This is a genomic window from Pseudomonas sp. efr-133-TYG-5 (genome assembly GCF_030209175.1).
GTDB lineage: Bacteria > Pseudomonadota > Gammaproteobacteria > Pseudomonadales > Pseudomonadaceae > Aquipseudomonas.
In genome coordinates this window covers 581853-604017 of the sequence record NZ_JARVSM010000004.1, presented here as the reverse complement: position 1 = coordinate 604017, position 22165 = coordinate 581853, and the positions used below count along the sequence as shown (strand labels likewise).

General features: G+C 62.6%; 21 protein-coding genes and 1 riboswitch. Of the genes, 10 read left to right on the top strand and 11 right to left on the bottom strand.

The features are described 5' to 3' along the window. The first annotated feature begins 118 nt into the window (after nucleotides 1-118). Both QRN70_RS17620 and QRN70_RS17615 read left to right on the top strand, forming a co-directional pair. Nucleotides 119-787 (top strand): polysaccharide lyase family 7 protein, encoded by a 669-nt coding sequence (locus tag QRN70_RS17620; RefSeq protein WP_285419216.1) that lies wholly within the window; start codon nucleotides 119-121, stop codon nucleotides 785-787. A gap of 479 nt (nucleotides 788-1266) precedes the next feature. After that, nucleotides 1267-1629, top strand: coding sequence for a DUF6124 family protein (locus QRN70_RS17615; protein WP_285419215.1), 363 nt, complete (start codon nucleotides 1267-1269; stop codon nucleotides 1627-1629). A 79-nt stretch (nucleotides 1630-1708) separates the two neighbouring features. Here QRN70_RS17615 and fba read toward each other — a convergent pair whose 3' ends face one another. The 6 genes from fba to tkt form a co-directional block, all read right to left on the bottom strand. Next, entirely contained in the window at nucleotides 1709-2773 is a 1065-nt protein-coding gene (gene fba, locus QRN70_RS17610; RefSeq protein ID WP_003177554.1) for a class II fructose-bisphosphate aldolase, read from the bottom strand. A gap of 269 nt (nucleotides 2774-3042) precedes the next feature. Further along, nucleotides 3043-3375 carry an MliC family protein gene (locus QRN70_RS17605; protein WP_285419214.1) on the bottom strand — a complete coding sequence of 111 codons (333 nt, stop codon included), beginning with the start codon at nucleotides 3373-3375 and terminating at the stop codon, nucleotides 3043-3045. Nucleotides 3376-3431: 56 nt separating this feature from the next. Continuing rightward, entirely contained in the window at nucleotides 3432-3653 is a 222-nt protein-coding gene (locus QRN70_RS17600) for a hypothetical protein (protein ID WP_285419213.1), read from the bottom strand. 34 nt (nucleotides 3654-3687) lie between these two features. Beyond that, nucleotides 3688-4851 (bottom strand): phosphoglycerate kinase, encoded by a 1164-nt coding sequence (locus tag QRN70_RS17595; protein ID WP_285419212.1) that lies wholly within the window; start codon nucleotides 4849-4851, stop codon nucleotides 3688-3690. 12 nt (nucleotides 4852-4863) lie between these two features. Continuing rightward, a complete protein-coding gene (gene epd, locus QRN70_RS17590; RefSeq protein ID WP_285419211.1) occupies nucleotides 4864-5916 on the bottom strand; it encodes an erythrose-4-phosphate dehydrogenase in 1053 nt (350 codons plus the stop codon). 180 nt (nucleotides 5917-6096) lie between these two features. Then, entirely contained in the window at nucleotides 6097-8094 is a 1998-nt protein-coding gene (gene tkt / locus QRN70_RS17585; protein WP_285419210.1) for a transketolase, read from the bottom strand. Nucleotides 8095-8357: 263 nt separating this feature from the next. Here tkt and QRN70_RS17580 point away from each other — a divergent pair, with 263 nt between their 5' ends. The 4 genes from QRN70_RS17580 to QRN70_RS17565 all read left to right on the top strand — a co-directional run bounded on the left by QRN70_RS17580 (nucleotide 8358) and on the right by QRN70_RS17565 (nucleotide 12902). After that, on the top strand, nucleotides 8358-9353 hold the full coding sequence (locus QRN70_RS17580) for an ArsR/SmtB family transcription factor (protein WP_285419209.1): 996 nt from the start codon (nucleotides 8358-8360) through the stop codon (nucleotides 9351-9353). 18 nt (nucleotides 9354-9371) lie between these two features. Then, a complete protein-coding gene (gene metK, locus QRN70_RS17575) occupies nucleotides 9372-10562 on the top strand; it encodes a methionine adenosyltransferase (RefSeq protein ID WP_003229025.1) in 1191 nt (396 codons plus the stop codon). A 167-nt stretch (nucleotides 10563-10729) separates the two neighbouring features. Beyond that, nucleotides 10730-12409 carry an NAD-dependent DNA ligase LigB gene (gene ligB / locus QRN70_RS17570; RefSeq protein WP_285419208.1) on the top strand — a complete coding sequence of 560 codons (1680 nt, stop codon included), beginning with the start codon at nucleotides 10730-10732 and terminating at the stop codon, nucleotides 12407-12409. A gap of 97 nt (nucleotides 12410-12506) precedes the next feature. Beyond that, nucleotides 12507-12902, top strand: a complete 396-nt coding sequence (locus QRN70_RS17565; RefSeq protein WP_285419207.1) for a DUF1090 domain-containing protein — start codon at nucleotides 12507-12509, stop codon at nucleotides 12900-12902. 141 nt (nucleotides 12903-13043) lie between these two features. Here the strand turns inward: QRN70_RS17565 and QRN70_RS17560 are convergent, their stop codons facing one another. Further along, complete coding sequence (locus QRN70_RS17560) at nucleotides 13044-13493, bottom strand: c-type cytochrome (RefSeq protein ID WP_285419206.1); 450 nt, start codon at nucleotides 13491-13493, stop codon at nucleotides 13044-13046. Nucleotides 13494-13621: 128 nt separating this feature from the next. Here QRN70_RS17560 and mltA point away from each other — a divergent pair, with 128 nt between their 5' ends. Further along, on the top strand, nucleotides 13622-14794 hold the full coding sequence (gene mltA, locus QRN70_RS17555; protein WP_285419205.1) for a murein transglycosylase A: 1173 nt from the start codon (nucleotides 13622-13624) through the stop codon (nucleotides 14792-14794). A gap of 96 nt (nucleotides 14795-14890) precedes the next feature. On the opposite strand, the gene QRN70_RS17550 is transcribed toward mltA, so the two are convergent. Both QRN70_RS17550 and QRN70_RS17545 read right to left on the bottom strand, forming a co-directional pair. Further along, entirely contained in the window at nucleotides 14891-15274 is a 384-nt protein-coding gene (locus tag QRN70_RS17550) for an MAPEG family protein (RefSeq protein ID WP_285419204.1), read from the bottom strand. Nucleotides 15275-15311: 37 nt separating this feature from the next. Further along, entirely contained in the window at nucleotides 15312-16145 is an 834-nt protein-coding gene (locus QRN70_RS17545; protein ID WP_285419203.1) for an EamA family transporter, read from the bottom strand. Between the two features lie 245 nt (nucleotides 16146-16390). On the opposite strand from QRN70_RS17545, the gene QRN70_RS17540 reads away from it, so the two are divergent. After that, nucleotides 16391-17560, top strand: a complete 1170-nt coding sequence (locus QRN70_RS17540) for an MFS transporter (protein WP_285419202.1) — start codon at nucleotides 16391-16393, stop codon at nucleotides 17558-17560. 106 nt (nucleotides 17561-17666) lie between these two features. Beyond that, nucleotides 17667-18932: a cation:proton antiporter gene (locus tag QRN70_RS17535; protein ID WP_285419201.1), complete on the top strand. Its 1266-nt coding sequence runs from the start codon at nucleotides 17667-17669 to the stop codon at nucleotides 18930-18932. Here QRN70_RS17535 and QRN70_RS17530 read toward each other — a convergent pair whose 3' ends face one another. Continuing rightward, complete coding sequence (locus QRN70_RS17530; RefSeq protein ID WP_285419200.1) at nucleotides 18933-19820, bottom strand: formate/nitrite transporter family protein; 888 nt, start codon at nucleotides 19818-19820, stop codon at nucleotides 18933-18935. Between the two features lie 174 nt (nucleotides 19821-19994). Continuing rightward, nucleotides 19995-20402: an acyl-CoA thioesterase gene (locus tag QRN70_RS17525; protein WP_095137509.1), complete on the bottom strand. Its 408-nt coding sequence runs from the start codon at nucleotides 20400-20402 to the stop codon at nucleotides 19995-19997. A 197-nt stretch (nucleotides 20403-20599) separates the two neighbouring features. Continuing rightward, nucleotides 20600-20698: riboswitch (S-adenosyl-L-homocysteine riboswitch) on the top strand. A 23-nt stretch (nucleotides 20699-20721) separates the two neighbouring features. Here QRN70_RS17525 and ahcY point away from each other — a divergent pair. After that, complete coding sequence (gene ahcY / locus QRN70_RS17520) at nucleotides 20722-22131, top strand: adenosylhomocysteinase (protein WP_285419199.1); 1410 nt, start codon at nucleotides 20722-20724, stop codon at nucleotides 22129-22131. The last annotated feature ends 34 nt before the right edge of the window (nucleotides 22132-22165 follow it).

The window sequence follows — 22165 nt, the reverse complement described above, 5'->3', positions numbered from 1 at the left end:
TCGTCCGCCGGACGGCGGTTAACAAAAAATCCCTCTACGCTTATAAAGGCCGCCCCAAAAGGCGCGGGCTAGAGCTTCTGGCACGTGCGTGCAGCGAAAACTGAGTGGAACAGACAACATGATCGACCTCGCAACCTGGAACCTCAGCGTTCCCGTTGGCAGCCCGCCGTACACCGTCGAAACCTCGAAACTGGTGAACGGCTTCAAGGATCAGTACTTCCATTCCGACACCGGCACGCTGTTCTTCTGGTCACCGGTTACCGGCTCGAAAACCGAGAACGCGATCTACCCGCGCACCGAACTGCGCGAAACCTACAGCAACGGCACCCTGCGCAACTGGTACTACCCGGACGCCGACAACCTGCTGCGGGCGACCCTCGCAGTGAACAAGGTGCCCAGCTCGGGCAAGATCGTCATCGGTCAGATCCATGCCTATGAGAGCCAGAAACCGCTGGTCAAACTCGAGTATCAGTACAAGACCAAGACCGCCACCGGCAACCTGGTGATCAAGGTGCGCATGCACCCGGACGACGAAGAGAGCCGCGTCATCACCCTCGCCACCGGGATCAAACTGGATAACGAATTCAACTACCTGATCCACCTCAGCCCGGGCGGTGCCCTGGGCGTCAGCGCGGCGGGCTATCAGTGGGACTCGCAGATCAGCGCGACCTGGCGCAACAGGCCGCTGTACTTCAAGGCTGGCGTGTATGTGCAGGACAACACCGGGTACACCAGCGAGGGTGGGCAGGTGACGTTCACCAAGCTGGATATCGATCACGACAAGTAGCGCGTCGCGCCACGCCGCAAGGACCGCGTGCGGCTGCAGGCAGCGACCTTTTGATTGTGCATTTGCCTGGGAAAAGCCATGGCCAAAAGATCGCCGCCTGCAGCAGCGCGGGCATTTTCAACAGCACGTTTAAACACGCCACGCGTAACTTCCCGAAGCCTACAACGGCTTGCGTCGCTGCCTACGGGTACGCCAGAATCCGCCGGCTTGTGCGCCTGGAGGGCGGTCGGTAACTTGGTTCGCGTCACTGATTTGCAGTGATCGGGTTTAGTAGCCCGCTATTACCTTTCCCTAAAAATGGCTGCACAAGCGTCATTCAGTCAGGCATAGCCTGCACTTGATGGTGGCTGTGCGCATGGCGCCCTCGGGTGCGCCGGATTTTGGGTTTGGTGTCCGGTCTACTAACTTGCGCACAGCTGCCACCCTTTCCGTTTAGTAGCGAAATGGGTTGCAGCCCTACGAAGAGGCTAACCATTCCCATGTTCAAACCTACACCTAACCCGCCGGACCTCGATCCGGTCTCCCCCTATGAATGCCCCAACTCGAGAAAACTCAACGAAGCCGCCGAACGCGCCCTTGATCATTACCTCTGCCCTGCCGCGCAAACCACCGCCACCGGCATCCAGCCCGAGCCCATGTACCTGGCCAACCCCAGGCACAACAGCGAATCCCTGCTGGTCAATGCCAGCGAAACCCTCGGCTCGGCCAGCGTCCTGCTCACCACCTTCGCCGACTCACTCGACCCGTCCCCACGCAAAGCCCTGCTCGGCATCGCCCAAGTGGTCATGCTCGGCGAACTCGCGGTAAACCAGGCCCTCGACCACGTCGGAGTCACGTCCTAGCCGGCCCAGCGATGAAAACCCGCCCATAAAAAACCCGCCTCTCGGCGGGTTTTTCATGATCGCGGTTTGACGCTCAGGCTCAGTTGACCTTGGCGTTCAACTCACCTTTCAGGTAACGCTGGTACATCGCTTCCAGGGAGATCGGCTTGATCTTCGAGGCGTTGCCGGCGGTGCCGAACGCTTCGTAGCGAGCGATGCACACGTCGCGCATGGCGGTGACGGTGGCGCCGAAGAATTTACGTGGGTCGAACTCGCTCGGGTTGGTGGCCATCAGGCGACGCATGGCGCCGGTGGATGCCAGGCGCAGGTCGGTGTCGATGTTGACCTTGCGCACGCCGTACTTGATGCCTTCGACGATTTCTTCAACCGGCACGCCGTAGGTTTCTTTGATGTCGCCGCCGTACTGGTTGATGATCGCCAGCCACTCTTGTGGCACCGACGACGAACCGTGCATCACCAGGTGGGTGTTCGGGATGCGCTTGTGGATTTCCTTGATGCGGTCGATGGCCAGCACGTCGCCGGTAGGCGGCTTGGTGAACTTGTAGGCGCCGTGGCTGGTGCCGATGGCGATGGCCAGGGCGTCGACCTGGGTCTTCTTGACGAAGTCCGCGGCTTCTTCCGGGTCGGTCAGCATCTGGCTGTGATCCAGCACGCCTTCGGCGCCGATGCCGTCTTCTTCACCGGCCATGCCGGTTTCCAGCGAACCCAGGCAGCCCAGCTCGCCTTCCACGGAAACGCCGCAGGCGTGGGCCATGGCCACGGTCTGCTGGGTCACGCGAACGTTGTATTCGTAGTCGGTCGGGGTCTTGCCGTCTTCGCCGAGGGAGCCGTCCATCATCACCGAGCTGAAGCCCAGCTGGATCGAACGCTGGCAGACGTCAGGGCTGGTGCCGTGGTCCTGGTGCATGCACACCGGGATGTGCGGGAATTCTTCGATGGCCGCCAGGATCAGGTGACGCAGGAACGGGGCGCCGGCGTATTTGCGGGCGCCGGCCGAAGCCTGGACGATCACCGGGGAGTCAGTCTTGTCAGCGGCTTCCATGATGGCGCGCATCTGCTCAAGGTTGTTGACGTTGAAGGCTGGAACGCCGTAGCCGAACTCGGCTGCGTGGTCCAACATCTGGCGCATGCTGATAAGTGCCATTGTGTGTCTCTCTCCCGGTTTGGGTCGTTAATCGTGCCAGCCTGCCGGAGCGGCGGCGGCTATTCAAGTGATTGCAGATCGGGGGTCGAGGCCCGGTCTGGTGATTCGGTACAGCAAATTCTCAATAACTACGCAGAACTCTGTGGGAGCGAGCTTGCTCGCGAATGCATTGCAACATTCAACATAACTGCAAGCTGAACCAGCGCTTTCGCGAGCAAGCTCGCTCCCACATTGGCATCCGCTTCCACATTAGATCTGTGGTGTGTCAATTACTGCGCCTTGCAGCCGCGGCCGATCAAGTCATTGGTGGCGACCCAGTACACCAGGCCTTCCTCACCCTTGACGTGAAACGCCAGCATGCCATCGCTGTACAGCACGCCCGAGGCGCCCGGCTCTTCTTTCAGGCGATAGACCTGATCGCCGCCGCCGAGGCGTACATCGACTTCCTTTTGCCCGGCATCGGTGTAGCGCCACAGCACCTTGGCCTGGCTGTCGCAGGTCCAGGTGGTCCAGTTATCCACAGGTGCGGACGACTGGAACAGGTTCAACTGCGCGCAACCGCCCAACAATGCCAGTGCCGCAATGGCGATCAAGCCTTTCATCCGTGTTCCTCACTGACGGCGCACGCCGCCAGCCCTGAGTTAAAGAGTCAGACCCGTCAAGGACAACCATGTTCCTTGGCCGGGGTTTGCGTCTCGTACTTGTCCAGACCTTCCGGTCCCGAGCGCTTGTTCAGCACCGGGTTGGTTTCAGCCTGCCAGTCGGCCTGGTAGCAGCCTTTCTGAGCCTCGCCGGGTGCCGGGGTCGGCTCGGCCTTGGGGTTACTCCCGCAGGCCGCCAACGTACCGGTCAGCAACAACAGCGTTAGCGACTTGACCATGTGAACACTCCTTTGCCTGGCCAATCGGGCGGCCTCAGGCCTTGGCCCGGCTTTCCAGGACTTCAACGGCTGGCAGCACCTTGCCTTCGACGAATTCGAGGAACGCGCCGCCACCGGTGGAAATGTAGGAGATCTGCTCGGCCACGCCATATTTGTCGATGGCGGCCAGGGTGTCGCCACCGCCGGCAATCGAGAACGCCGCGCTGTCCGCGATGGCCTGGGCCAGCACTTTGGTGCCGTTGCCGAACTGGTCGAATTCGAACACGCCGACCGGGCCGTTCCACAGGATGGTTTGCGACGATTTCAGCAGTTCGGCGAAGTTGGCTGCGGTCTGCGGGCCGATGTCGAGGATCATGTCGTCAGCGGCAACGTCAGCGATCAGCTTGACGGTGGCTTCGGCGCTTTCGGCGAATTCTTTCGCAACCACCACGTCGACCGGCAGCGGCACGCTGACCTTGGCGGCGATGGCGCGCGCGGTATCCAGCAGGTCCGGCTCGTACAGCGACTTGCCGACCGGGTGACCGGCAGCAGCCAGGAAGGTGTTGGCGATACCGCCGCCGACGATCAGTTGATCGCAGATCTGGCTCAGGCTGTTGAGCACGTCGAGCTTGGTCGACACCTTGGAGCCGGCAACGATGGCCGCCATCGGCTTGGCCGGCGCGCCCAGGGCCTTGCCCAGTGCCTCCAGTTCAGCAGCCAGCAGCGGGCCGGCAGCGGCGACCTTGGCGAACTTGGCGACGCCGTGGGTCGAACCCTCGGCACGGTGCGCGGTACCGAAGGCGTCCATCACGAACACGTCGCACAGGGCGGCGTACTGCTGGGCCAGTTCGTCGGCGTTCTTTTTCTCGCCCTTGTTGAAGCGCACGTTCTCGAACAGCACGATGTCGCCGGCCTTGACGTCAACGCCGCCGAGGTAATCGGCCACCAGCGGCACTTCACGGCCCAGGGCCTTGCTCAGGTAGTCGGCGACTGGCTTGAGGCTGTTCTCGGCAGAGAACTCGCCTTCGGTCGGCCGGCCCAGGTGCGAGCAGACCATCACGGCCGCGCCTTTTTCCAGGGCCAGCTTGATGGTCGGCAGCGAAGCCAGGATACGCGCGTCGCTGGTGACAACACCGTCCTTGACTGGGACGTTGAGGTCTTCGCGGATCAATACGCGCTTACCTTGCAGATCGAGGTCGGACATCTTCAACACGGTCATGGGTCGCACTTCCTACGGTTTTTTTGAAGTCGCTGTCTGCAGATAGTGTTCTGCAACATCCAGCATTCGGTTGGCAAAACCCCATTCGTTGTCGAACCAGGCCAGGATGTTCACCAGCCGCGGGCCGGAAACACGGGTCTGACTGGCATCGACGATCGCCGAATGTGGGTCATGGTTGAAATCACAACTGGCGTGAGGCAATTCGGTATAGGCCAACAGGCCCTTGAGCGGGCCGCTGGTGGCGGCGTCGCGCAGGATCCGGTTGACCTCGCCGGCGTCGGTGTCGCTCGCGGTCTGCATCGTGATGTCGAGGCAGGACACGTTGACCGTCGGCACCCGCACGGCTTTGGCCTGGATTCGCCCGGCAAGTTCCGGCAACAGGCGCTCGATGCCGCGCGCCAGACCCGTGGACACCGGGATCACCGACTGGAACGCCGAACGGGTGCGGCGCAGGTCTTCGTGGTGATAGGCGTCGATCACCGGCTGGTCGTTCATCGCCGAGTGGATCGTGGTGATCGACACATAATCGAGGCCGATCGCCTGGTCCAGCAACCGCAGCAGCGGCACGCCGCAGTTGGTGGTGCAGGAAGCGTTGGACACCAGCAGCTCGTCGCCGCTCAGGCAATTCTGATTGACGCCGTAGACGATAGTGGCGTCGACATCCGCCTCGCTGGCCATCGGCTGCGAGAACAGCACGCGCGGCGCGCCGGCATCGAGGAAACGCTGGCCGTCTTCGCGGGTGTGCCAGGCGCCGGAGCATTCGAGCACCAGATCGACGCCCAGCGACGCCCAGTCGATGCCTTCGGGGGTGGCACTGCGCAGGACCTTCACGCAGTCGCCATTAATGTGCAGACAATCGCCATCAACCCGCACTTCGCCGGGAAAGCGGCCGTGGGTGGAGTCGAAGCGTGTCAGGTATTCGATGCTGGCCATGTCGGCCAGATCATTGATCGCGACAATTTCAAACCCGGCCTTTTCGCCTCGCTCGAACAACGCACGCAAGACGCAACGACCAATCCGGCCGTAGCCGTTGAGTGCAACTTTGTAGGGACGCGGTTGAGGCATGGGGTTCTCGATTACCGTGGTGAATCAGGCGGTGCCATGTTGCCCGAACCGCCGCATTCGCGGGCAAGCCCGCTCCCACATCGGGTCAGGGTTGTGAACACTGTTTGTGTCACACAACAAATCCCTTGTGGCAGCGGGCTTGCCCGCGAAGGCGTCAGCTCAGGCGACACCTGGTCTGGATCAGTCTTCCAGCAGCTCTTCAGCCTGACCGAGGATGTTTTCCAGGGTAAAGCCGAACTCTTCGAACAGTGCCGAAGCCGGCGCCGATTCGCCGTAGGTGGTCATGCCGATCACACGACCTTCCAGGCCCACGTACTTGAACCAGAAGTCGGCATGCGCCGCTTCGATGGCGATACGCGCGCTGACCTGCAACGGCAGCACCGATTGCTTGTAGCCGGCGTCCTGGGCATCGAACGCGCTGGTGCAAGGCATGGAAACCACGCGCACCTTGCGGCCCTGCTCGGTCAGTTTGTCGTAGGCCTGGACAGCCAGGCCGACTTCCGAACCGGTGGCGATCAGGATCAGCTCAGGCTCGCCTGCGCAGTCCTTCAGCACATAACCGCCGCGGCTGATGTCGGCGATCTGGCCGGCATCGCGTTGCTGGTGCTGCAGGTTCTGCCGGGAGAAGATCAGCGCCGACGGGCCGTCCTTGCGCTCCAGGGCGTTTTTCCAGGCCACGGCCGATTCCACGGCATCGGCTGGACGCCAGGTGTCGAGGTTCGGGGTGCTGCGCAGGCTGGTCAGCTGCTCGATCGGCTGGTGCGTCGGGCCGTCTTCGCCCAGACCGATGGAGTCGTGGGTGTAGACGTGGATGACGCGCTGCTTCATCAGGGCCGACATGCGCACCGCGTTGCGCGCGTATTCCATGAACATCAGGAACGTCGCGCCGTAAGGCACCAGGCCGCCGTGCAGGGCGACGCCGTTCATGATGGCGGTCATGCCGAACTCGCGCACGCCGTAGTACATGTAGTTGCCGCTGGCATCTTCGGCGCTGACGCCCTTGCAGCCTTTCCACAGGGTCAGGTTGGAACCGGCCAGGTCGGCCGAGCCGCCCAGGACTTCCGGCAACAGCGGGCCGAAGGCATTCAGCGCGTTCTGGCTGGCCTTGCGGCTGGCGATGGTTTCGCCCTTGGCCGCGACTTCGGCGATGTAGGCCGAGGCTTTCTCGGAGAAGTCAGCCGGCAGCTCGCCGCTGAGGCGACGGATCAGCTCGTTGGCTTCGGTCGGGAACGCTGCGGAGTAGGCTGCGAAACGCTGGTCCCACTCGGCTTCGACGGCGCGACCTTTTTCCTTGGCATCCCACTCGGCATAGATGTCGGCCGGGATTTCGAACGGGCCGTAGTTCCAGTTCAGCGCCTGGCGGGTCAGGGCGATTTCCGCGTCACCCAACGGGGCGCCGTGGCAGTCTTCCTTGCCCTGCTTGTTCGGCGAACCGAAACCGATGGTGGTCTTGCAGCAGATCAGGGTCGGCAGCGGGCTCTTGCGCGCGGTCTCGATGGCAGTCTTGATCTCTTCCGGATCGTGGCCGTCGACGTTGCGGATCACCTGCCAGTTGTAGGCTTCGAAACGCTTCGGCGTGTCGTCGGTGAACCAGCCTTCGACTTCGCCGTCGATGGAGATGCCGTTGTCATCGTAGAAGGCGATCAGCTTGCCCAGGCCCAGGGTGCCGGCCAGGGAAGCGACTTCGTGGGAAATGCCTTCCATCATGCAGCCATCGCCGAGGAACACATAGGTGTGGTGGTCGACGATGTTGTGGTTCGGACGGTTGAACTGCGCCGCCAGGACTTTTTCCGCCAGGGCGAAGCCCACGGCGTTGGCCAGACCCTGGCCCAGCGGCCCGGTGGTGGTCTCGACGCCCGGGGTGTAGCCGAATTCCGGGTGACCCGGGGTGCGGCTGTGCAGTTGACGGAACTGCTTGAGGTCGTCGATCGACAGGTCGTAACCGGTCAGGTGCAGCAGCGAATAGATCAACATCGAGCCGTGGCCGTTGGACAGCACGAAGCGGTCACGGTCGGCGAACGATGGATTGCTCGGGTTGTGCTTGAGGTAGTCGCGCCAAAGCACTTCGGCGATATCTGCCATACCCATAGGGGCACCGGGATGGCCGCTGTTGGCTTTTTGCACGGCATCCATGCTGAGGGCACGAATGGCGTTGGCACGCTCACGACGGCTAGGCATCGCTGATCTCCTGGGGTTTGAATAAATAAAACGAATCGGAAAAAAGGCGAGCATTTTCCCTCACCAAGACACCTCGGGGCAATGACAGATAGTCATCCAGAGGCGTTTTTCCCCCGCTTAACGGCGGTTTCGTCAGGTGAAACCTTTCCGCTATGGATTTGTAGAGTTAACCAGCCGGTGAGAAGTGCCATCTATCGAGCAATATCAAAACTTTTTGATATTGACCTTGCGGTGTTTTCCGCCCGTCACTAGACTGCGGCCCTATGAATTTACGCGTGCCTTCCATTCGCCATGACGATTGCGACGAGCTGGCGGCCCTGTGCAAGGCCGGCGGCGATCCGCTGCGGCTGAATGTATTGCGCGCCCTGGCCAACGATTCGTTCGGCGTGCTGGAACTGGCGCAGATTTTCGGTATCGGCCAGTCCGGCATGAGCCATCACCTCAAGGTGCTGGCCCAGGCCGACCTGGTGGCGACACGCCGCGAAGGCAACGCGATCTTCTATCGCCGCGCCCTGCCCCACACCGAACTGCTGGGCGGCAAGCTGCACGCGGCATTGCTGGAAGAAGTCGACAATCTGGCGCTGCCGGACGACGTGCAGGCACGCATCGCCCAGGTCCACGGGCAACGCGAGGCGGCCAGCCAGGACTTTTTCGCCCGGGTCGCGGAGAAATTCCGCGCCCAGCAAGACCTCATTGCGGGCCTGCCGCAGTACCGCGACAGCGTGCTGGCCCTGCTCGACAAACTGAACTTCAATGGTGCTGCCACGGCCATTGAGGTCGGCCCCGGCGATGGTGCTTTCCTGCCGGAACTGGCACGCCGCTTCGGCACCGTAACCGCGCTGGACAACAGCCCGGCGATGCTCGAACTGGCGCGCCAGGTATGTGAACGTGAACGGCTGGCTAACGTCAGCCTGCAATTGGCCGATGCATTGAATGGCACCAGCCTTCAGGCCGATTGCGTGGTACTGAACATGGTGTTGCACCATTTCGCCGCGCCGGCCGAAGCGCTCAAGCACATGGCCGACCTGCTGCAACCGGGCGGTAGCCTGCTCGTGACAGAGTTATGTAGCCACAACCAGAGTTGGGCCAGGGAGGCCTGCGGTGATCTGTGGTTGGGGTTTGAACAGGACGATTTGGCCCGTTGGGCCACCGCTGCGGGACTCGTTCCCGGGGACAGCCTCTATGTAGGCTTACGTAATGGTTTCCAGATCCAGGTCCGCCACTTTCAGCGGCCGGCTGGCGACACTCACCATCGGTAAATTCAGGAAAACATCGAGATGAGCGAATACTCCCTCTTCACCTCCGAGTCCGTGTCTGAAGGGCATCCGGACAAAATCGCCGACCAGATTTCCGATGCAGTGCTGGACGCCATCATTGCCCAGGACAAGCACGCTCGCGTTGCCGTGGAAACCCTGGTCAAGACCGGCGTGGCCATCGTTGCCGGTGAAGTGACCACCAGCGCCTGGGTCGACCTGGAGCAGATCGTTCGTGACGTGATCTGCGACATCGGCTACACCAGTTCCGAAGTCGGCTTCGACGGCGCCACCTGCGGCGTGATGAACATCATCGGCAAGCAGTCCCCTGACATCAACCAGGGTGTCGACCGTGCCAAGCCTGAAGATCAGGGCGCCGGCGACCAGGGCCTGATGTTCGGCTACGCCAGCAACGAAACCGACGTGCTGATGCCAGCACCGATCACCTTCTCGCACCAACTGGTGCAGCGCCAGGCCGAAGCCCGCAAGTCGGGCCTGCTGCCTTGGCTGCGTCCGGACGCCAAGTCGCAAGTGACCTGCCGTTACGAAGGCGGCAAGGTCGTCGGTATCGACGCCGTCGTTCTGTCGACCCAGCACAACCCTGAAGTGTCGTACAAAGACCTGCGCGAAGGCGTGATGGAGCTGATCGTCAAGCACGTGCTGCCAGCCGAACTGCTGAGCAAGGACACCCAGTTCCACATCAACCCGACTGGCCAGTTCATCATTGGCGGCCCGGTGGGTGACTGCGGCCTGACCGGTCGCAAGATCATCGTCGACAGCTACGGCGGCATGGCCCGTCACGGCGGTGGCGCGTTCTCCGGCAAGGATCCATCCAAGGTTGACCGTTCGGCCGCCTACGCCGGTCGTTATGTGGCCAAGAACATCGTCGCTGCCGGCCTGGCCGAGCGTTGCGAGATCCAGGTGTCCTACGCGATCGGTGTGGCCCAGCCTACTTCGATCTCGCTGAACACCTTCGGCACCGGCAAGATCAGCGATGACAAGATCATCAAACTGGTGCGTGAAGTGTTCGACCTGCGTCCATACGCGATCACCACCATGCTCGATCTGCTGCACCCGATGTACCAGGAAACCGCAGCCTACGGCCACTTCGGTCGTGCGCCGCAGACCAAGACCGTTGGCGAAGACACCTTCACCACGTTCACCTGGGAAAAAACCGACCGCGCCGACGCTCTGCGTTCCGCCGCCGGCCTGTAAGCCTTCCCTGGCTGAATGAGAAGCCCCGCACGGTTTGCGCCGTGCGGGGCTTTTTCATGGCGGCGATTCAACGAGCATGCGCGCAACAACCGGCAAAACAACCGATCGCGGCCGTTGGCAATTCTCACCTAGCCTTCAAGCATTCCCCCTGAGCAAGGACGCTCACGATGCTGGCTACGCTGCGCCTGTTTCTCGCTGTTGTATTGGCTTTCACCCACCTGACCGCCCGCGCCGACGCCTGCCCCGACTGGCCAGCCGCCAAGGCGCAACGCGAAATCGCCACCCTGCAAAAACACATCGACCACTGGGACGACGTCTATCACCACCAGGGGCGCTCGCTGATCGCCGACGAACTCTACGATCAGTCGCGCTGGCGGCTGAGCGCCTGGCGCCAATGCTTCCAGCTGCCCGCCCCGGCCGATCCATTGCGCAGCGCTGCCGGGCCGCTCGCCCACCCCATCGTGCACACGGGCCTGGAGAAACTGCATCATGCAGCCGACATCGACGCCTGGTTGCGCGGACGTGAAGCGGTCTGGGCACAACCGAAGGTCGACGGCGTGGCGGTTACCCTGATCTATCGCGCGGGCGTACTGCAGCAGGCCATCAGTCGCGGCGACGGTGTCCACGGGCAGGACTGGACGGCGAGTGCGCAGAAGATCGACGCCATTCCTCAACGACTGACGCAGCCACTGGATCTGCAGGTCCAGGGCGAACTCTATTGGCGCTTGCACGAGCATGTGCAGGCCCGCTCCGGCAGCGTCAATGCCCGGGCCACGATTGCCGGATTGATGGGACGCAAGGTGTTGAGCGCGGAGCAGGCGCAGGGTATCGGCCTGTTTGTCTGGGACTGGCCGCAGGGGCCGAGCGACTGGCGCGAACGCACGGCGACCCTGGCCACCCTGGGTTTCGCCGCAACCGCACCCTACAGCCAGGCCATCGACAGCTTTGCCGACGCGCAGCGGTGGCGTGAGCACTGGTATCGCACACCGCTGCCGTTTGCCAGCGACGGAATTGTCCTGCGGCAGAACCAGCGTCCGCCGGCCGCGCGCTGGCAGGCCCGCGCACCGTACTGGGCGGTCGCCTGGAAATATCCGTTCGCCCAGGCCCTGGCCGAAGTGCGCCGGGTCAACTTCAAGATCGGCCGCACCGGGCGCATCACGCCCGTGCTGGAGCTGATCCCGGTGATGCTCGATGACCGCCAGATCAAGCGCGTCAGTGTCAGCTCGTTCAAGCGCTGGCAGGAACTGGATATCCGCCCCGGCGATCAGGTGGCGCTCAGCCTGGCCGGGCTGACGATTCCACGCCTCGATGGGGTGGTGCTGCGCAGCGCCGAACGCCAGGACCTGCTCACGCCCGATCCCGACGACTTCCACTCGCTCAGTTGCTGGCAGCCGACGCCAGGCTGCGAAAGCCAGTTCCTCGCGCGTCTGACCTGGCTCAGCGGCAAGCAGGGCCTGCACCTGCCCCATGTGGGCCGGGGCACCTGGGAGAAACTTCTCGAAACAGGCCGCCTGAACAGCCTGGTGGATTGGTTGACCCTCGACCCAGCAGAGCTTGCTAACATTGCCGGCCTCGGCCCTCGCAGCAGCGCGCGCCTGTTGCACAGTTTCCACAGCGCCCGCCAACGGCCGTTCGCCCAGTGGCTCAAAGCCCTGGGGCTGCCGCCGACCGGTCAGGCCCGACTCGCTGACTCCTGGCTGGCGCTGGCACAACGCAACACCGAACAATGGCAGGCAGAACCCGGTATCGGCCCGGGTCGCGCGGCGCAATTGAGCGCATTCTTTCGCGACCCGCAGGTGCTGGCCCTGAGTGAAACCCTACGCGCCGCCGGAATCGACGGTTTTTGAACAATGCAGCCCCGGTACGCCGGGAACCCAACGGCGGCAGGGGCGCTCCAACAGCGCAGTGCCTCCCCGACCGATTGCCTTTGCACATGGAGCTTTTATGAAATTTCTCGCACCGCTCGCCATGCTGACCCTCTGCGGCATGATGGCCGCGCCCGTGATGGCCGACGAAGACGCTCCAGGCCTCACCGGTTGCGCCGCCAAGAAACAGGGCATCATCAATCAGATCGAACAGGCCAAGTCCCGCGGCAACACCGACCAGCAGGCCGGCCTGGAAACCGCGCTGCGCGAAGTCACTGAACATTGCACCGACGCCGGCCTGAAGAAGGAACGCGAAAACAAGGTGCTCGACGCCAAACACGAAGTGAGCAAGCGCCAGGCTGACCTCGACAAGGCCATGAAGAAGGGCGACCCGGAGAAGATCGACAAGCGCAAGAACAAGCTCGCCGAATCGCGCAAGGAACTGCAGGACGCGCTGGACGAACTCGACAAGTAAGCGCCTGGGGCGCGGGAACCAGCGCTTGCCCGGCAGCACGGCCTCGCCTATCCGGCCGGGCCGTTTTGTCCACGATGGGTCGGTTCAATGGCCATGGGCAACTGCACAGCCCTCGCCAGCGTTGTTCAGCCGCCTCGGCAATCAGTGATCGCGAAACTCTTTATGGCAAGCACTGCAGGCATCCTCGACCTTTTGCACCGCCGGCCCCAGGTTGCTCGCCTTGGCGGGTTGAACCTGGCTGGCGATCACCAGTTCGCCGGTGGCCGCTTCAAGGTTGCGCGCCATTTCCTGGAAGCGTGCCTGGCGCTGCCAGACATCATCCCTGGCGCTGGTGTGATCGGCTTCGCGCACTTGCGGAAAGTGTTGCCACGGTTGGTGGGACAAGGCGTCGAGCCTGACCGCGCCGTCGGCGAACTTCGCGCCATCGAACGGGATGCGTCCGCGCAGCATGCCGCCGAGGTCTTCGCCGGTCTTGAGCATCTGCTTGAAGATCGCCTTGCGCTGACCCAGCGGGGAATTGGGATCGACGCCGCCGCAGGCGGACAAAGTCAGACAGGCCAGCAATACAACGGAAATTCTTTTAAGAGTCATGGTGGCTTCAGGTCGCGGAAATCGGCGGCCAGTATCCTCGCGTCACCGCCAAACACCAATAGCCCTATTAACAATAAGGGTTGCAGGCAGGCATGGAGCACGTCCGCAACCGGCACAGGAAATTCTCCATGAACAGCCGTTTCAAGGCCTGGCGACACCCGCTCATTGCCACCCTGCCACTGTTAGCGATCCTCGCCGGCTGCACCGGCGGTGACAACGCCAAGCCGAAAACCCACGCCCTGGCCACGTACTCCAGCGCCACCTGGGAAGCCCTGCCTGCGGTGTCCGACAGCGACCTGGTGGCCGGTTTCGGCTCGTGGCGCAGCGCCTGCACCCGACTCAAGGCCGACCCGGTGTGGGGCGGGACGTGTGCGGCGGCGGCCAATGTGCCGCAAACCGCCAACGAGATCCGCGCCTTCCTCAAGCAGAACCTCGACGTCTACGGCCTGCGCGCCGAACACGACAACCCCAACGGCCTGATCACCGGCTACTACGAACCGGTCTACCCCGGCAGCCTGACGCAAACCGCGACGGCGAACGTGCCGGTCTACGGCGTACCCGAGGACATGATCATTGTTTCGCTGGAAAGCATTTATCCGGAGCTCAAGGGCAAGCGCCTGCGGGGTCGTCTCGAAGGCCGTGTGCTCAAGCCCTACGACGACGCGGCGGCCATCGAGAGCAAAGGCGTCAAGGCGCCGGTCGTGGCCTGGCTGACCGATCCGATGAACCTGCAGTTCCTGCAGATCCAGGGTTCCGGGCGGATCCAGACCGATGACGGACGCCAGTTGCGCATCGCCTATGCCGACCAGAACGGCCATCCCTATCGGCCGATCGGGCGCTGGCTGGTGGAACAGGGCGAGCTGAAGAAAGAAGAGGTGACCATGGCGGCGATCAGCAATTGGGCCAAGGCCAACCCGACGCGGATTCCCGAGTTGCTCGCCAGCAACCCGAGCTACGTGTTTTTCACCCGCAACCCGGACAGCAACGAAGGCCCGCGCGGTTCGCTGAACGTGCCGCTGACCGCCGGCTACAGCGCCGCGGTGGACCGCAAGGTGATTCCCCTGGGCAGCCTGCTGTGGCTGTCGACCACGCGCCCGGACGGCACGCCACTGGTCCGGCCGGTGGCCGCCCAGGACACCGGCGGTGCGATTGCCGGCGAAGTCCGCGCCGACCTGTTCTGGGGCACGGGCGACGCAGCCGGGCAACTGGCTGGCGACATGAAGCAGCAGGGGCAGATCTGGATGCTCTGGCCCAAAGGCGCAGTACTGCCGCAAGTGCCGCAGGTCGCAGACAAGCCATAGCCAGCCACTCAGCGCCGCCGGCGCCAGTGCCTGCATGGGAATGTCTGACCCTATGCAGGCACTGCCGCCGGCGGCGAGTTTTGGCAGTTGCTTTACCTACATGGACACAAAGAAGAACGCAGCAATCAGCGCCATCCCGATAAACCACACCAGCGAGCGCAGGGCCGCCCAGTCCGCCAGATAGCAGATGATGTACAGCAGGCGACTGGTGATGAACAGCACCGCCAGCACATTCACCGTCACCAGTTCTGCGGTCCCGACCAGGTGCGCGACGATCACCGCGGCAGCGAACGCCGGGGTCACTTCGAAGCTGTTCAGTTGTGCCGCATGCGCGCGGCGGGCCACGCCATCAACGCTGTCGAGAAAGTCTCGCGGATCATGATTGTCGCGCAACCTGAAGCCGCCCGAGGCCTTGGCCACGATCGTGCACAGATACGGCAAAAAGATCGCGATCAACACGCACCACAGAGCCACCGTCATAACGCCGTCCTTTTTCCAGTCATTGAATTCGAGGCGGTCAGAACTTCATGACCAGCATGCCGATCAGCACCAGCCCACAGGCTAAGAGCCGTGGCCGGCCGAAAGGTTCTTTCAGGTAGCGCATACCGAACAGCACCACCAGGATCACGCTGATTTCCCGCAGCGCCGCCGCTTCGGCAATCGAGCCCAACTGCATCGCCCACAGCACCAGAGCGTAGCTGAACAACACGCAGAACCCGACCGCCAGGCCAAGCTTCCATTGTTCGCGCCAGAACAGCAGGAAGGCCGGTCGCTTCGCTACCCATGCCAGCAACGGGAACGGCCAGGCGCTGAGCAACGTGACCCAGACCAGGTAATCCAGCGGATGCGACCAGCGTCGCAGGGCCTGGCCATCGATGTAGGTGTAGCAGCCGATGCACAGGCCGATCAGCGCCACCACCGGCAGCATCGTCCACGGCAGACGTGCGCCGCCACCGCCCTGCCAGAGCAGGCAGACCATGCCGAACGGGATCAACAGGATGCCGAGGATCTGCTGCGCAGTGAGCACCTCGCCGGCAAAGATCAGGGTCAGGGCCAGCACCACCAGCGGCGACAATCCGCGCATCAACGGATAGACCAGCCCGAGATCGCCGACCCGGTAAGCCTGGATCAGCAGGTAGCGATACAGCAGCTCGAACGCCGCCGACGCGAGAATCCACGGCCAGATCTCCAGCGGCGGCAGGTTGATGAACGGCCACGCGACGGCGACGAACAACAGCGCCACCGTGTCCATGCAGGCCACCACCAGCAGCCGCTCGGCGCTGAATTTGATCAGGGTATTCCACGCCGCATGCAACAGCGCCGCCACCAGTACCAACCCCGTCGCCAGCACAGACACACTCCTTATTCTTATCAGCCCGCTGCAGGAGCAGCCGCTGTGAGCACCCGAAAACCGAATAGTCAGATTATTGATTCGCGATGTGTCAGCAGCTGTTTATACTGCAAAACGACCACGCCGCACTCAGTTGCGCACAGACTAATTCCAATAATTCCTGCCTGCCCAGCCCTCGCCCGAAGGGTCGCCGGCCTGCGTATGCCTGATCAAAGCGTCAAGACTACCCGACAGAGACCTTGCGCATGCCCCTCGCCTTGCTTGCACTCGCCGTCGCCGCCTTTGGCATCGGCACCACTGAATTCGTCATCATGGGCCTGCTGCCCGATGTCGCCCGCGATCTCGCCGTAAGCATTCCGCATGCCGGCCTGCTCATCACCGGTTACGCCCTGGGCGTGGTGTTCGGCGCGCCGATCCTGGCGATCGGCACCGCCAACATGCCGCGCAAGGCCACGCTGCTGGGCATGACGCTGATGTTCATCCTCGGCAACGTGCTCTGCGCCCTGGCGCCGAACTACGCCACGCTGATGGCCGCTCGCGTGGTCACCGCGCTGTGCCATGGCGCGTTCTTCGGCATCGGTTCGGTGGTGGCGGCCGGTCTGGTCGCGCCAAACAAACGCGCCCAGGCGATCGCCATGATGTTCACCGGCCTGACCCTGGCCAACGTCCTCGGCGTCCCGCTGGGCACCGCGCTCGGCCAGTACGCCGGTTGGCGCTCGACATTCTGGGCGGTGGCGGTGATCGGCGTGATCGCGGCCCTCGCCCAATGGCTGTGGCTGCCCTGGCACATCCCGATGGACAAGGCCAACCTCGCCAGCGAATTCAAGGTGCTGGGCAAGGTCAACGTGCTGCTGGCGCTGGGCATGAGCGTGCTGGCGTCGACCAGCCTGTTCAGTGTGTTCACTTACATCGCGCCGATCCTGCAGGACATCACCGGCGTCAGCCCCCATGGCGTGACTGTCATGCTGTTGTTGTTCGGCGTCGGTCTGACCGGCGGCAGCATGCTCGGCGGACGCCTGGCCGACAGTCGCCTGCTGCCGTCGCTGGTCGGTGTGGCGCTGGCGGTCGTGGTGATTCTGGCCGCGTTCAGCCAGACCAGCCGCGCAGTGATTCCCGCGGCGATCACGCTGGTGCTGTGGGGGATTTTTGCCTTCGCGCTGTGCCCGATCCTGCAATTGCTGATCATCGATCAGGCTCACGAAGCGCCCAACCTCGGCTCGACCCTGAACCAAAGCGCATTCAATCTCGGCAATGCCGCCGGGGCGTGGATCGGCGGGCTAGTGGTGGCCAGTGGCGCGGATCTGGCGGACTTGCCGTGGACCGGGGCATTGGTCGGCGTGCTGACGGTGCTGACGGCGCTGTTTTTCATCTACCTGCAACGTCGCGGTGCTGCTGCGGTCAATGTGTCCGGCTGATTTCCCCGGGGGACACAATTGTGTCCCCACCCGGCGTCAGCCCATCCAACCCTTGCGTCCATGAACGGGCGCGCTGTCTTTCCACCCCTCATCCAAAGGACCCCGGATGCTTGAACTTGTCGCCGCTTTCATCTGCCTCACCACCCTCCTGACCTTCGTCAATTTCCGTTTCATCGGCCTGCCGCCGACCATCGGCGTGATGGTCACCGCACTGATGTTTTCCCTGCTCCTGCAAGGCCTGAGCCTGCTCGGCTACCCCGGTCTGGAAGAACGCGTGCAGCAACTGATCGGCCAGATCGACTTCGGCGATCTGCTGATGAACTGGATGCTGTCGTTCCTGCTGTTTGCCGGCGCCCTGCACGTCAACCTGAATGACCTGCGCAGCTACCGCTGGCCCATCGGCCTGCTGGCGACCTTTGGCGTACTGATCGCCACCGCCGTGATCGGCAGCCTCGCCTATTACATTTTTGCCCTGTTCGGCTGGCACGTGAGCTTCCTCTACTGCCTGCTGTTCGGCGCGCTGATTTCGCCGACCGACCCGATTGCAGTGCTCGGCGTGCTGCGTACCGCCAATGCCTCGAAACCGCTGAAGACCACCATCGTCGGCGAGTCACTGTTCAACGATGGCACCGCCGTGGTGGTGTTCACCGTGCTGCTGGGCATCGCCCAACTCGGCGAGACGCCGACGATCAGCGCCACCGCCATGCTGTTCGTTCACGAAGCCCTTGGCGGCGTGCTGTTCGGCGGGCTGATCGGTTATGTGGTGTACCGCATGATCAAGAGCGTGCAGCAGCATCAGATCACCGTGATGCTGACCCTGGCGCTGGTGATCGGCGGTTCGGCCATGGCCACCGAGCTGCATGTTTCGGCGCCGATTGCGATGGTGGTCGCCGGTCTGATCATCGGCAACCTGGGGCGCAACCTGGCGATGAACGACATGACCCGCAAGTACCTCGACGGTTTCTGGGAATTGCTCGACGACATGCTCAACGCCCTGCTGTTCGCGCTGATCGGCATGGAGCTGTTGCTGCTGCCGTTCAACTGGCTGCACGTGGCGGCGGCAAGCCTGCTGGCCCTGGCCATCCTGCTGTCGCGCCTGCTCACCGTGGCCCCGGCCATTGTCCTGCTGCGGCGCTGGCGCACGGTGCCGCGCGGCACCATTCGCATCCTGACCTGGGGCGGTTTGCGCGGCGGTGTCTCGGTGGCACTGGCGCTGGCCCTGCCGCTGGGCCCGGAGCGTGACCTGCTGCTGAGCATCACCTACATCGTGGTGCTCTCGTCGATCCTGTTGCAGGGCCTGAGCATCGGCAAACTGGTCAAGCACGCCACACGCAACGAGCCGGCGCCGGTCGCTGAACCGGCGCAGCACTGATCACTTCTTGATCGACTGCGGATCGGGTTTCCGGGCCTGATCCGCAGGCTCTTTCGGCGCACCGCTTTCGCTGCGGATCTGTGCATGGCTGATCAGGGCGAAGATGAAACTGCCGCCGATGATATTCCCCGCCAGCGTCGGCCCGGCGAACACCATCCAGAAATCACTCCACGGCAGCTCGCCGGCAAACACCAGGTACGACACCTCCGCCGATCCGACGACAATGTGGGTGAAATCGCCCAGAGCCATCAGGTAAGTGATGAGGATGATGATCCACATCTTCGCGCTCTCCATGGACGGAATCATCCAGACCATGGTGGCGATCATCCAGCCGGAGACGATGCCTTTGGCGAACATCTGGCTGGCGTGGTTTTCCATGACCTTGCGGCCGATTTCGAGGAAGGCGTGATCGGTCTTGGTATCGAAGATCGGCAACTCGAGCATCACGTAGGCCACCAGGATCGTCCCGCACAAATTGCCGAACAGGACGACGCCCCACAAGCGGATCAGCCGGCCGAAATTGGCCAGGGTCGGTTTGGTCATCACCGGCAGTACGGCGGTCAGGGTGTTTTCGGTGAACAGTTGCTGGCGGGCGAGGATCACCGCGAGGAACCCCGCGCAGTAGCCGAAACTGGCAATCACCTTGAATTCGTCGCCTTCGGGCAGGCGTGAATTGAGCAGGCCCATGCCCATCAGTGAGAGGCCCATGGTCAGCCCGGCGGCGAGCGCCGACCACCACAGGGCAGCGATGCTGCGCTCCAGTTCCTGATCGCCTTGCGTGCGGATGATTTCATGCAGAACCGCCGCGCGCGGCGGCTGGTTTTTCTCGACTTCCTGTTGTTCTTCGGCCGAGAGGTCGGGGGTCTTGCCGTCTGTCGGAGTGCTCATGGCGTGTGAACCGTGGGGGTGATGTTTAGCTACGACTCCCGCGGATCACGACTGTTCAGTGGCCAGATGAATCTTCGGAGGTTGCACAACCGCTTTCGCGAGCAGGCTCGCTCCCACAGGTTCGGCCCAGTCCCTGTGGGAGCGAGCTTGCTCGCGAATGACACGCCGCCGGTGTTAGTTGCTGACCAGCTCGTCTTCCTTGAACTGGTCCTTCACGTACTTGATTTCGGTACGTCCGTGCGGCGCCGGCAAACCGTCTTCACCGAGGTTGACGAAAACCATCTTCTCGACGGTGAGGATGCTTTTGCGGGTGATCTTGTTGCGCACTTCGCAGGTCAGGGTGATCGAGGTGCGGCCGAACTCGGTGGCGGTGATACCCAGTTCGATGATGTCGCCCTGGCGCGAGGCGCTGACGAAGTTGATTTCGGAAATGTACTTGGTCACCACGCGCTGATTGCCCAACTGAACAATGGCGTAGATCGCTGCTTCTTCGTCGATCCAGCGCAGCAGGCTGCCGCCGAACAGAGTGCCGTTGGGGTTGAGGTCTTCGGGTTTTACCCACTTGCGGGTGTGGAAATTCATATTCACTCCTGAGCGCTTGCCGAAAGATGGGTGCCATCTTGGCAGACCGGACGGTCATGCTCCATGAGCCTTCTACTATGGTCGCTATTAGCGATCTTCATCCGGCCGACAGAAACCCTTTGGAAGATCAGTCTAGACAGCTATAATCGCCCCCGTTTCAAAACGGTAACGTTCACTTGCTACCGTTTTCCCGCCACCTGTCCGAGGGGCGCTGCAGCAGGTTCAACCTGTCAGGCTCGGATGGGGCGTTGACTGGCTCAGGCCAGACACTAAACGCACAACGGCGCCCATTCGCATACATTACGAATGGAGGCTCTTCATGAGCGCTGTTATCACGCCTGCCGATTTTACCGACTACAAAGTTGCCGATATGTCCCTGGCTGCCTGGGGCCGTCGCGAAACCATCATCGCCGAGTCGGAAATGCCGGCCCTGATGGGTCTGCGCCGCAAGTACGCCGCCGAGCAACCGCTCAAGGGCGCGAAAATCCTCGGCTGCATCCACATGACCATTCAGACCGCCGTGCTGATCGAAACCCTGGTTGCCCTGGGTGCCGAAGTACGCTGGTCGTCCTGCAACATCTTCTCGACTCAGGATCAGGCCGCTGCGTCCATCGCCGCTGCCGGCATTCCGGTGTTCGCCTGGAAAGGCGAGACCGAAGAAGAGTACGAGTGGTGCCTGGAGCAGACCATCCTCAAGGATGGCCAGCCATGGGACGCCAACATGATCCTCGACGACGGCGGCGACCTGACCGAGCTGCTGCACAAGAAATACCCACAGGTGCTGGACCGCGTTCACGGCGTGACCGAAGAAACCACCACGGGCGTTCACCGCCTGCTGGACATGCTGGCCAAGGGCGAGCTGAAGATCCCGGCGATCAACGTCAACGACTCGGTGACCAAGTCCAAGAACGACAACAAGTACGGCTGCCGTCACAGCCTGAATGATGCGATCAAGCGCGGCACCGACCACCTGCTGTCCGGCAAGCAGGCGCTGGTCATCGGTTACGGTGACGTGGGCAAGGGTTCGGCCCAGTCCCTGCGTCAGGAAGGCATGATCGTCAAAGTCTCCGAAGTTGACCCGATCTGCGCCATGCAGGCCTGCATGGACGGTTTCGAACTGGTTTCGCCGTTCATCGACGGTATCAACGACGGCACCGAAGCGAGCATCGACAAAGCGCTGCTGGGCAAGATCGACCTGATCGTGACCACCACCGGTAACGTCAATGTCTGCGACGCGAACATGCTCAAGGCCCTGAAGAAGCGTGCCGTGGTCTGCAACATCGGTCACTTCGACAACGAAATCGACACCGCTTTCATGCGCAAGAACTGGGCATGGGAAGAAGTGAAGCCGCAGGTGCACAAGGTTCACCGCACCGGCCCGGGCGCTTTCGACGCGCAGAACGACGACTACCTGATCCTGCTGGCCGAAGGCCGTCTGGTGAACCTGGGCAACGCCACCGGTCACCCAAGCCGCATCATGGACGGTTCGTTCGCCAACCAGGTACTGGCGCAGATCTTCCTGTTCGGCCAGAAGTACGCCGACCTGTCGCCAGCGCAGAAAGCCGAGCGCCTGACCGTTGAAGTACTGCCGAAGAAACTCGACGAAGAAGTGGCCCTGGAAATGGTTCGCGGCTTCGGCGGCGTGGTCACCCAACTGACCAAGCAACAGGCTGACTACATCGGCGTGACCGTCGAAGGCCCGTTCAAGCCGCACGCTTACCGCTACTAAGACAAAAGCGGCTGCGAGCTTCTAGTTTCAAGCG

Excerpts from the sequence above, each read along its gene's own strand:
- QRN70_RS17620 (WP_285419216.1), top strand. The coding sequence starts at position 119 with ATGATCGACCTCGCAACCTGGAACCTCAGCGTTCCCGTTGGCAGCCCG.
- QRN70_RS17615 (WP_285419215.1), top strand. The coding sequence starts at position 1,267 with ATGTTCAAACCTACACCTAACCCGCCGGACCTCGATCCGGTCTCCCCC.
- fba (WP_003177554.1), bottom strand. The coding sequence starts at position 2,773 with ATGGCACTTATCAGCATGCGCCAGATGTTGGACCACGCAGCCGAGTTC.
- QRN70_RS17605 (WP_285419214.1), bottom strand. The coding sequence starts at position 3,375 with ATGAAAGGCTTGATCGCCATTGCGGCACTGGCATTGTTGGGCGGTTGC.
- QRN70_RS17600 (WP_285419213.1), bottom strand. The coding sequence starts at position 3,653 with ATGGTCAAGTCGCTAACGCTGTTGTTGCTGACCGGTACGTTGGCGGCC.
- QRN70_RS17595 (WP_285419212.1), bottom strand. The coding sequence starts at position 4,851 with ATGACCGTGTTGAAGATGTCCGACCTCGATCTGCAAGGTAAGCGCGTA.
- epd (WP_285419211.1), bottom strand. The coding sequence starts at position 5,916 with ATGCCTCAACCGCGTCCCTACAAAGTTGCACTCAACGGCTACGGCCGG.
- tkt (WP_285419210.1), bottom strand. The coding sequence starts at position 8,094 with ATGCCTAGCCGTCGTGAGCGTGCCAACGCCATTCGTGCCCTCAGCATG.
- QRN70_RS17580 (WP_285419209.1), top strand. The coding sequence starts at position 8,358 with ATGAATTTACGCGTGCCTTCCATTCGCCATGACGATTGCGACGAGCTG.
- metK (WP_003229025.1), top strand. The coding sequence starts at position 9,372 with ATGAGCGAATACTCCCTCTTCACCTCCGAGTCCGTGTCTGAAGGGCAT.
- ligB (WP_285419208.1), top strand. The coding sequence starts at position 10,730 with ATGCTGGCTACGCTGCGCCTGTTTCTCGCTGTTGTATTGGCTTTCACC.
- QRN70_RS17565 (WP_285419207.1), top strand. The coding sequence starts at position 12,507 with ATGAAATTTCTCGCACCGCTCGCCATGCTGACCCTCTGCGGCATGATG.
- QRN70_RS17560 (WP_285419206.1), bottom strand. The coding sequence starts at position 13,493 with ATGACTCTTAAAAGAATTTCCGTTGTATTGCTGGCCTGTCTGACTTTG.
- mltA (WP_285419205.1), top strand. The coding sequence starts at position 13,622 with ATGAACAGCCGTTTCAAGGCCTGGCGACACCCGCTCATTGCCACCCTG.
- QRN70_RS17550 (WP_285419204.1), bottom strand. The coding sequence starts at position 15,274 with ATGACGGTGGCTCTGTGGTGCGTGTTGATCGCGATCTTTTTGCCGTAT.
- QRN70_RS17540 (WP_285419202.1), top strand. The coding sequence starts at position 16,391 with ATGCCCCTCGCCTTGCTTGCACTCGCCGTCGCCGCCTTTGGCATCGGC.
- QRN70_RS17535 (WP_285419201.1), top strand. The coding sequence starts at position 17,667 with ATGCTTGAACTTGTCGCCGCTTTCATCTGCCTCACCACCCTCCTGACC.
- QRN70_RS17530 (WP_285419200.1), bottom strand. The coding sequence starts at position 19,820 with ATGAGCACTCCGACAGACGGCAAGACCCCCGACCTCTCGGCCGAAGAA.
- QRN70_RS17525 (WP_095137509.1), bottom strand. The coding sequence starts at position 20,402 with ATGAATTTCCACACCCGCAAGTGGGTAAAACCCGAAGACCTCAACCCC.
- ahcY (WP_285419199.1), top strand. The coding sequence starts at position 20,722 with ATGAGCGCTGTTATCACGCCTGCCGATTTTACCGACTACAAAGTTGCC.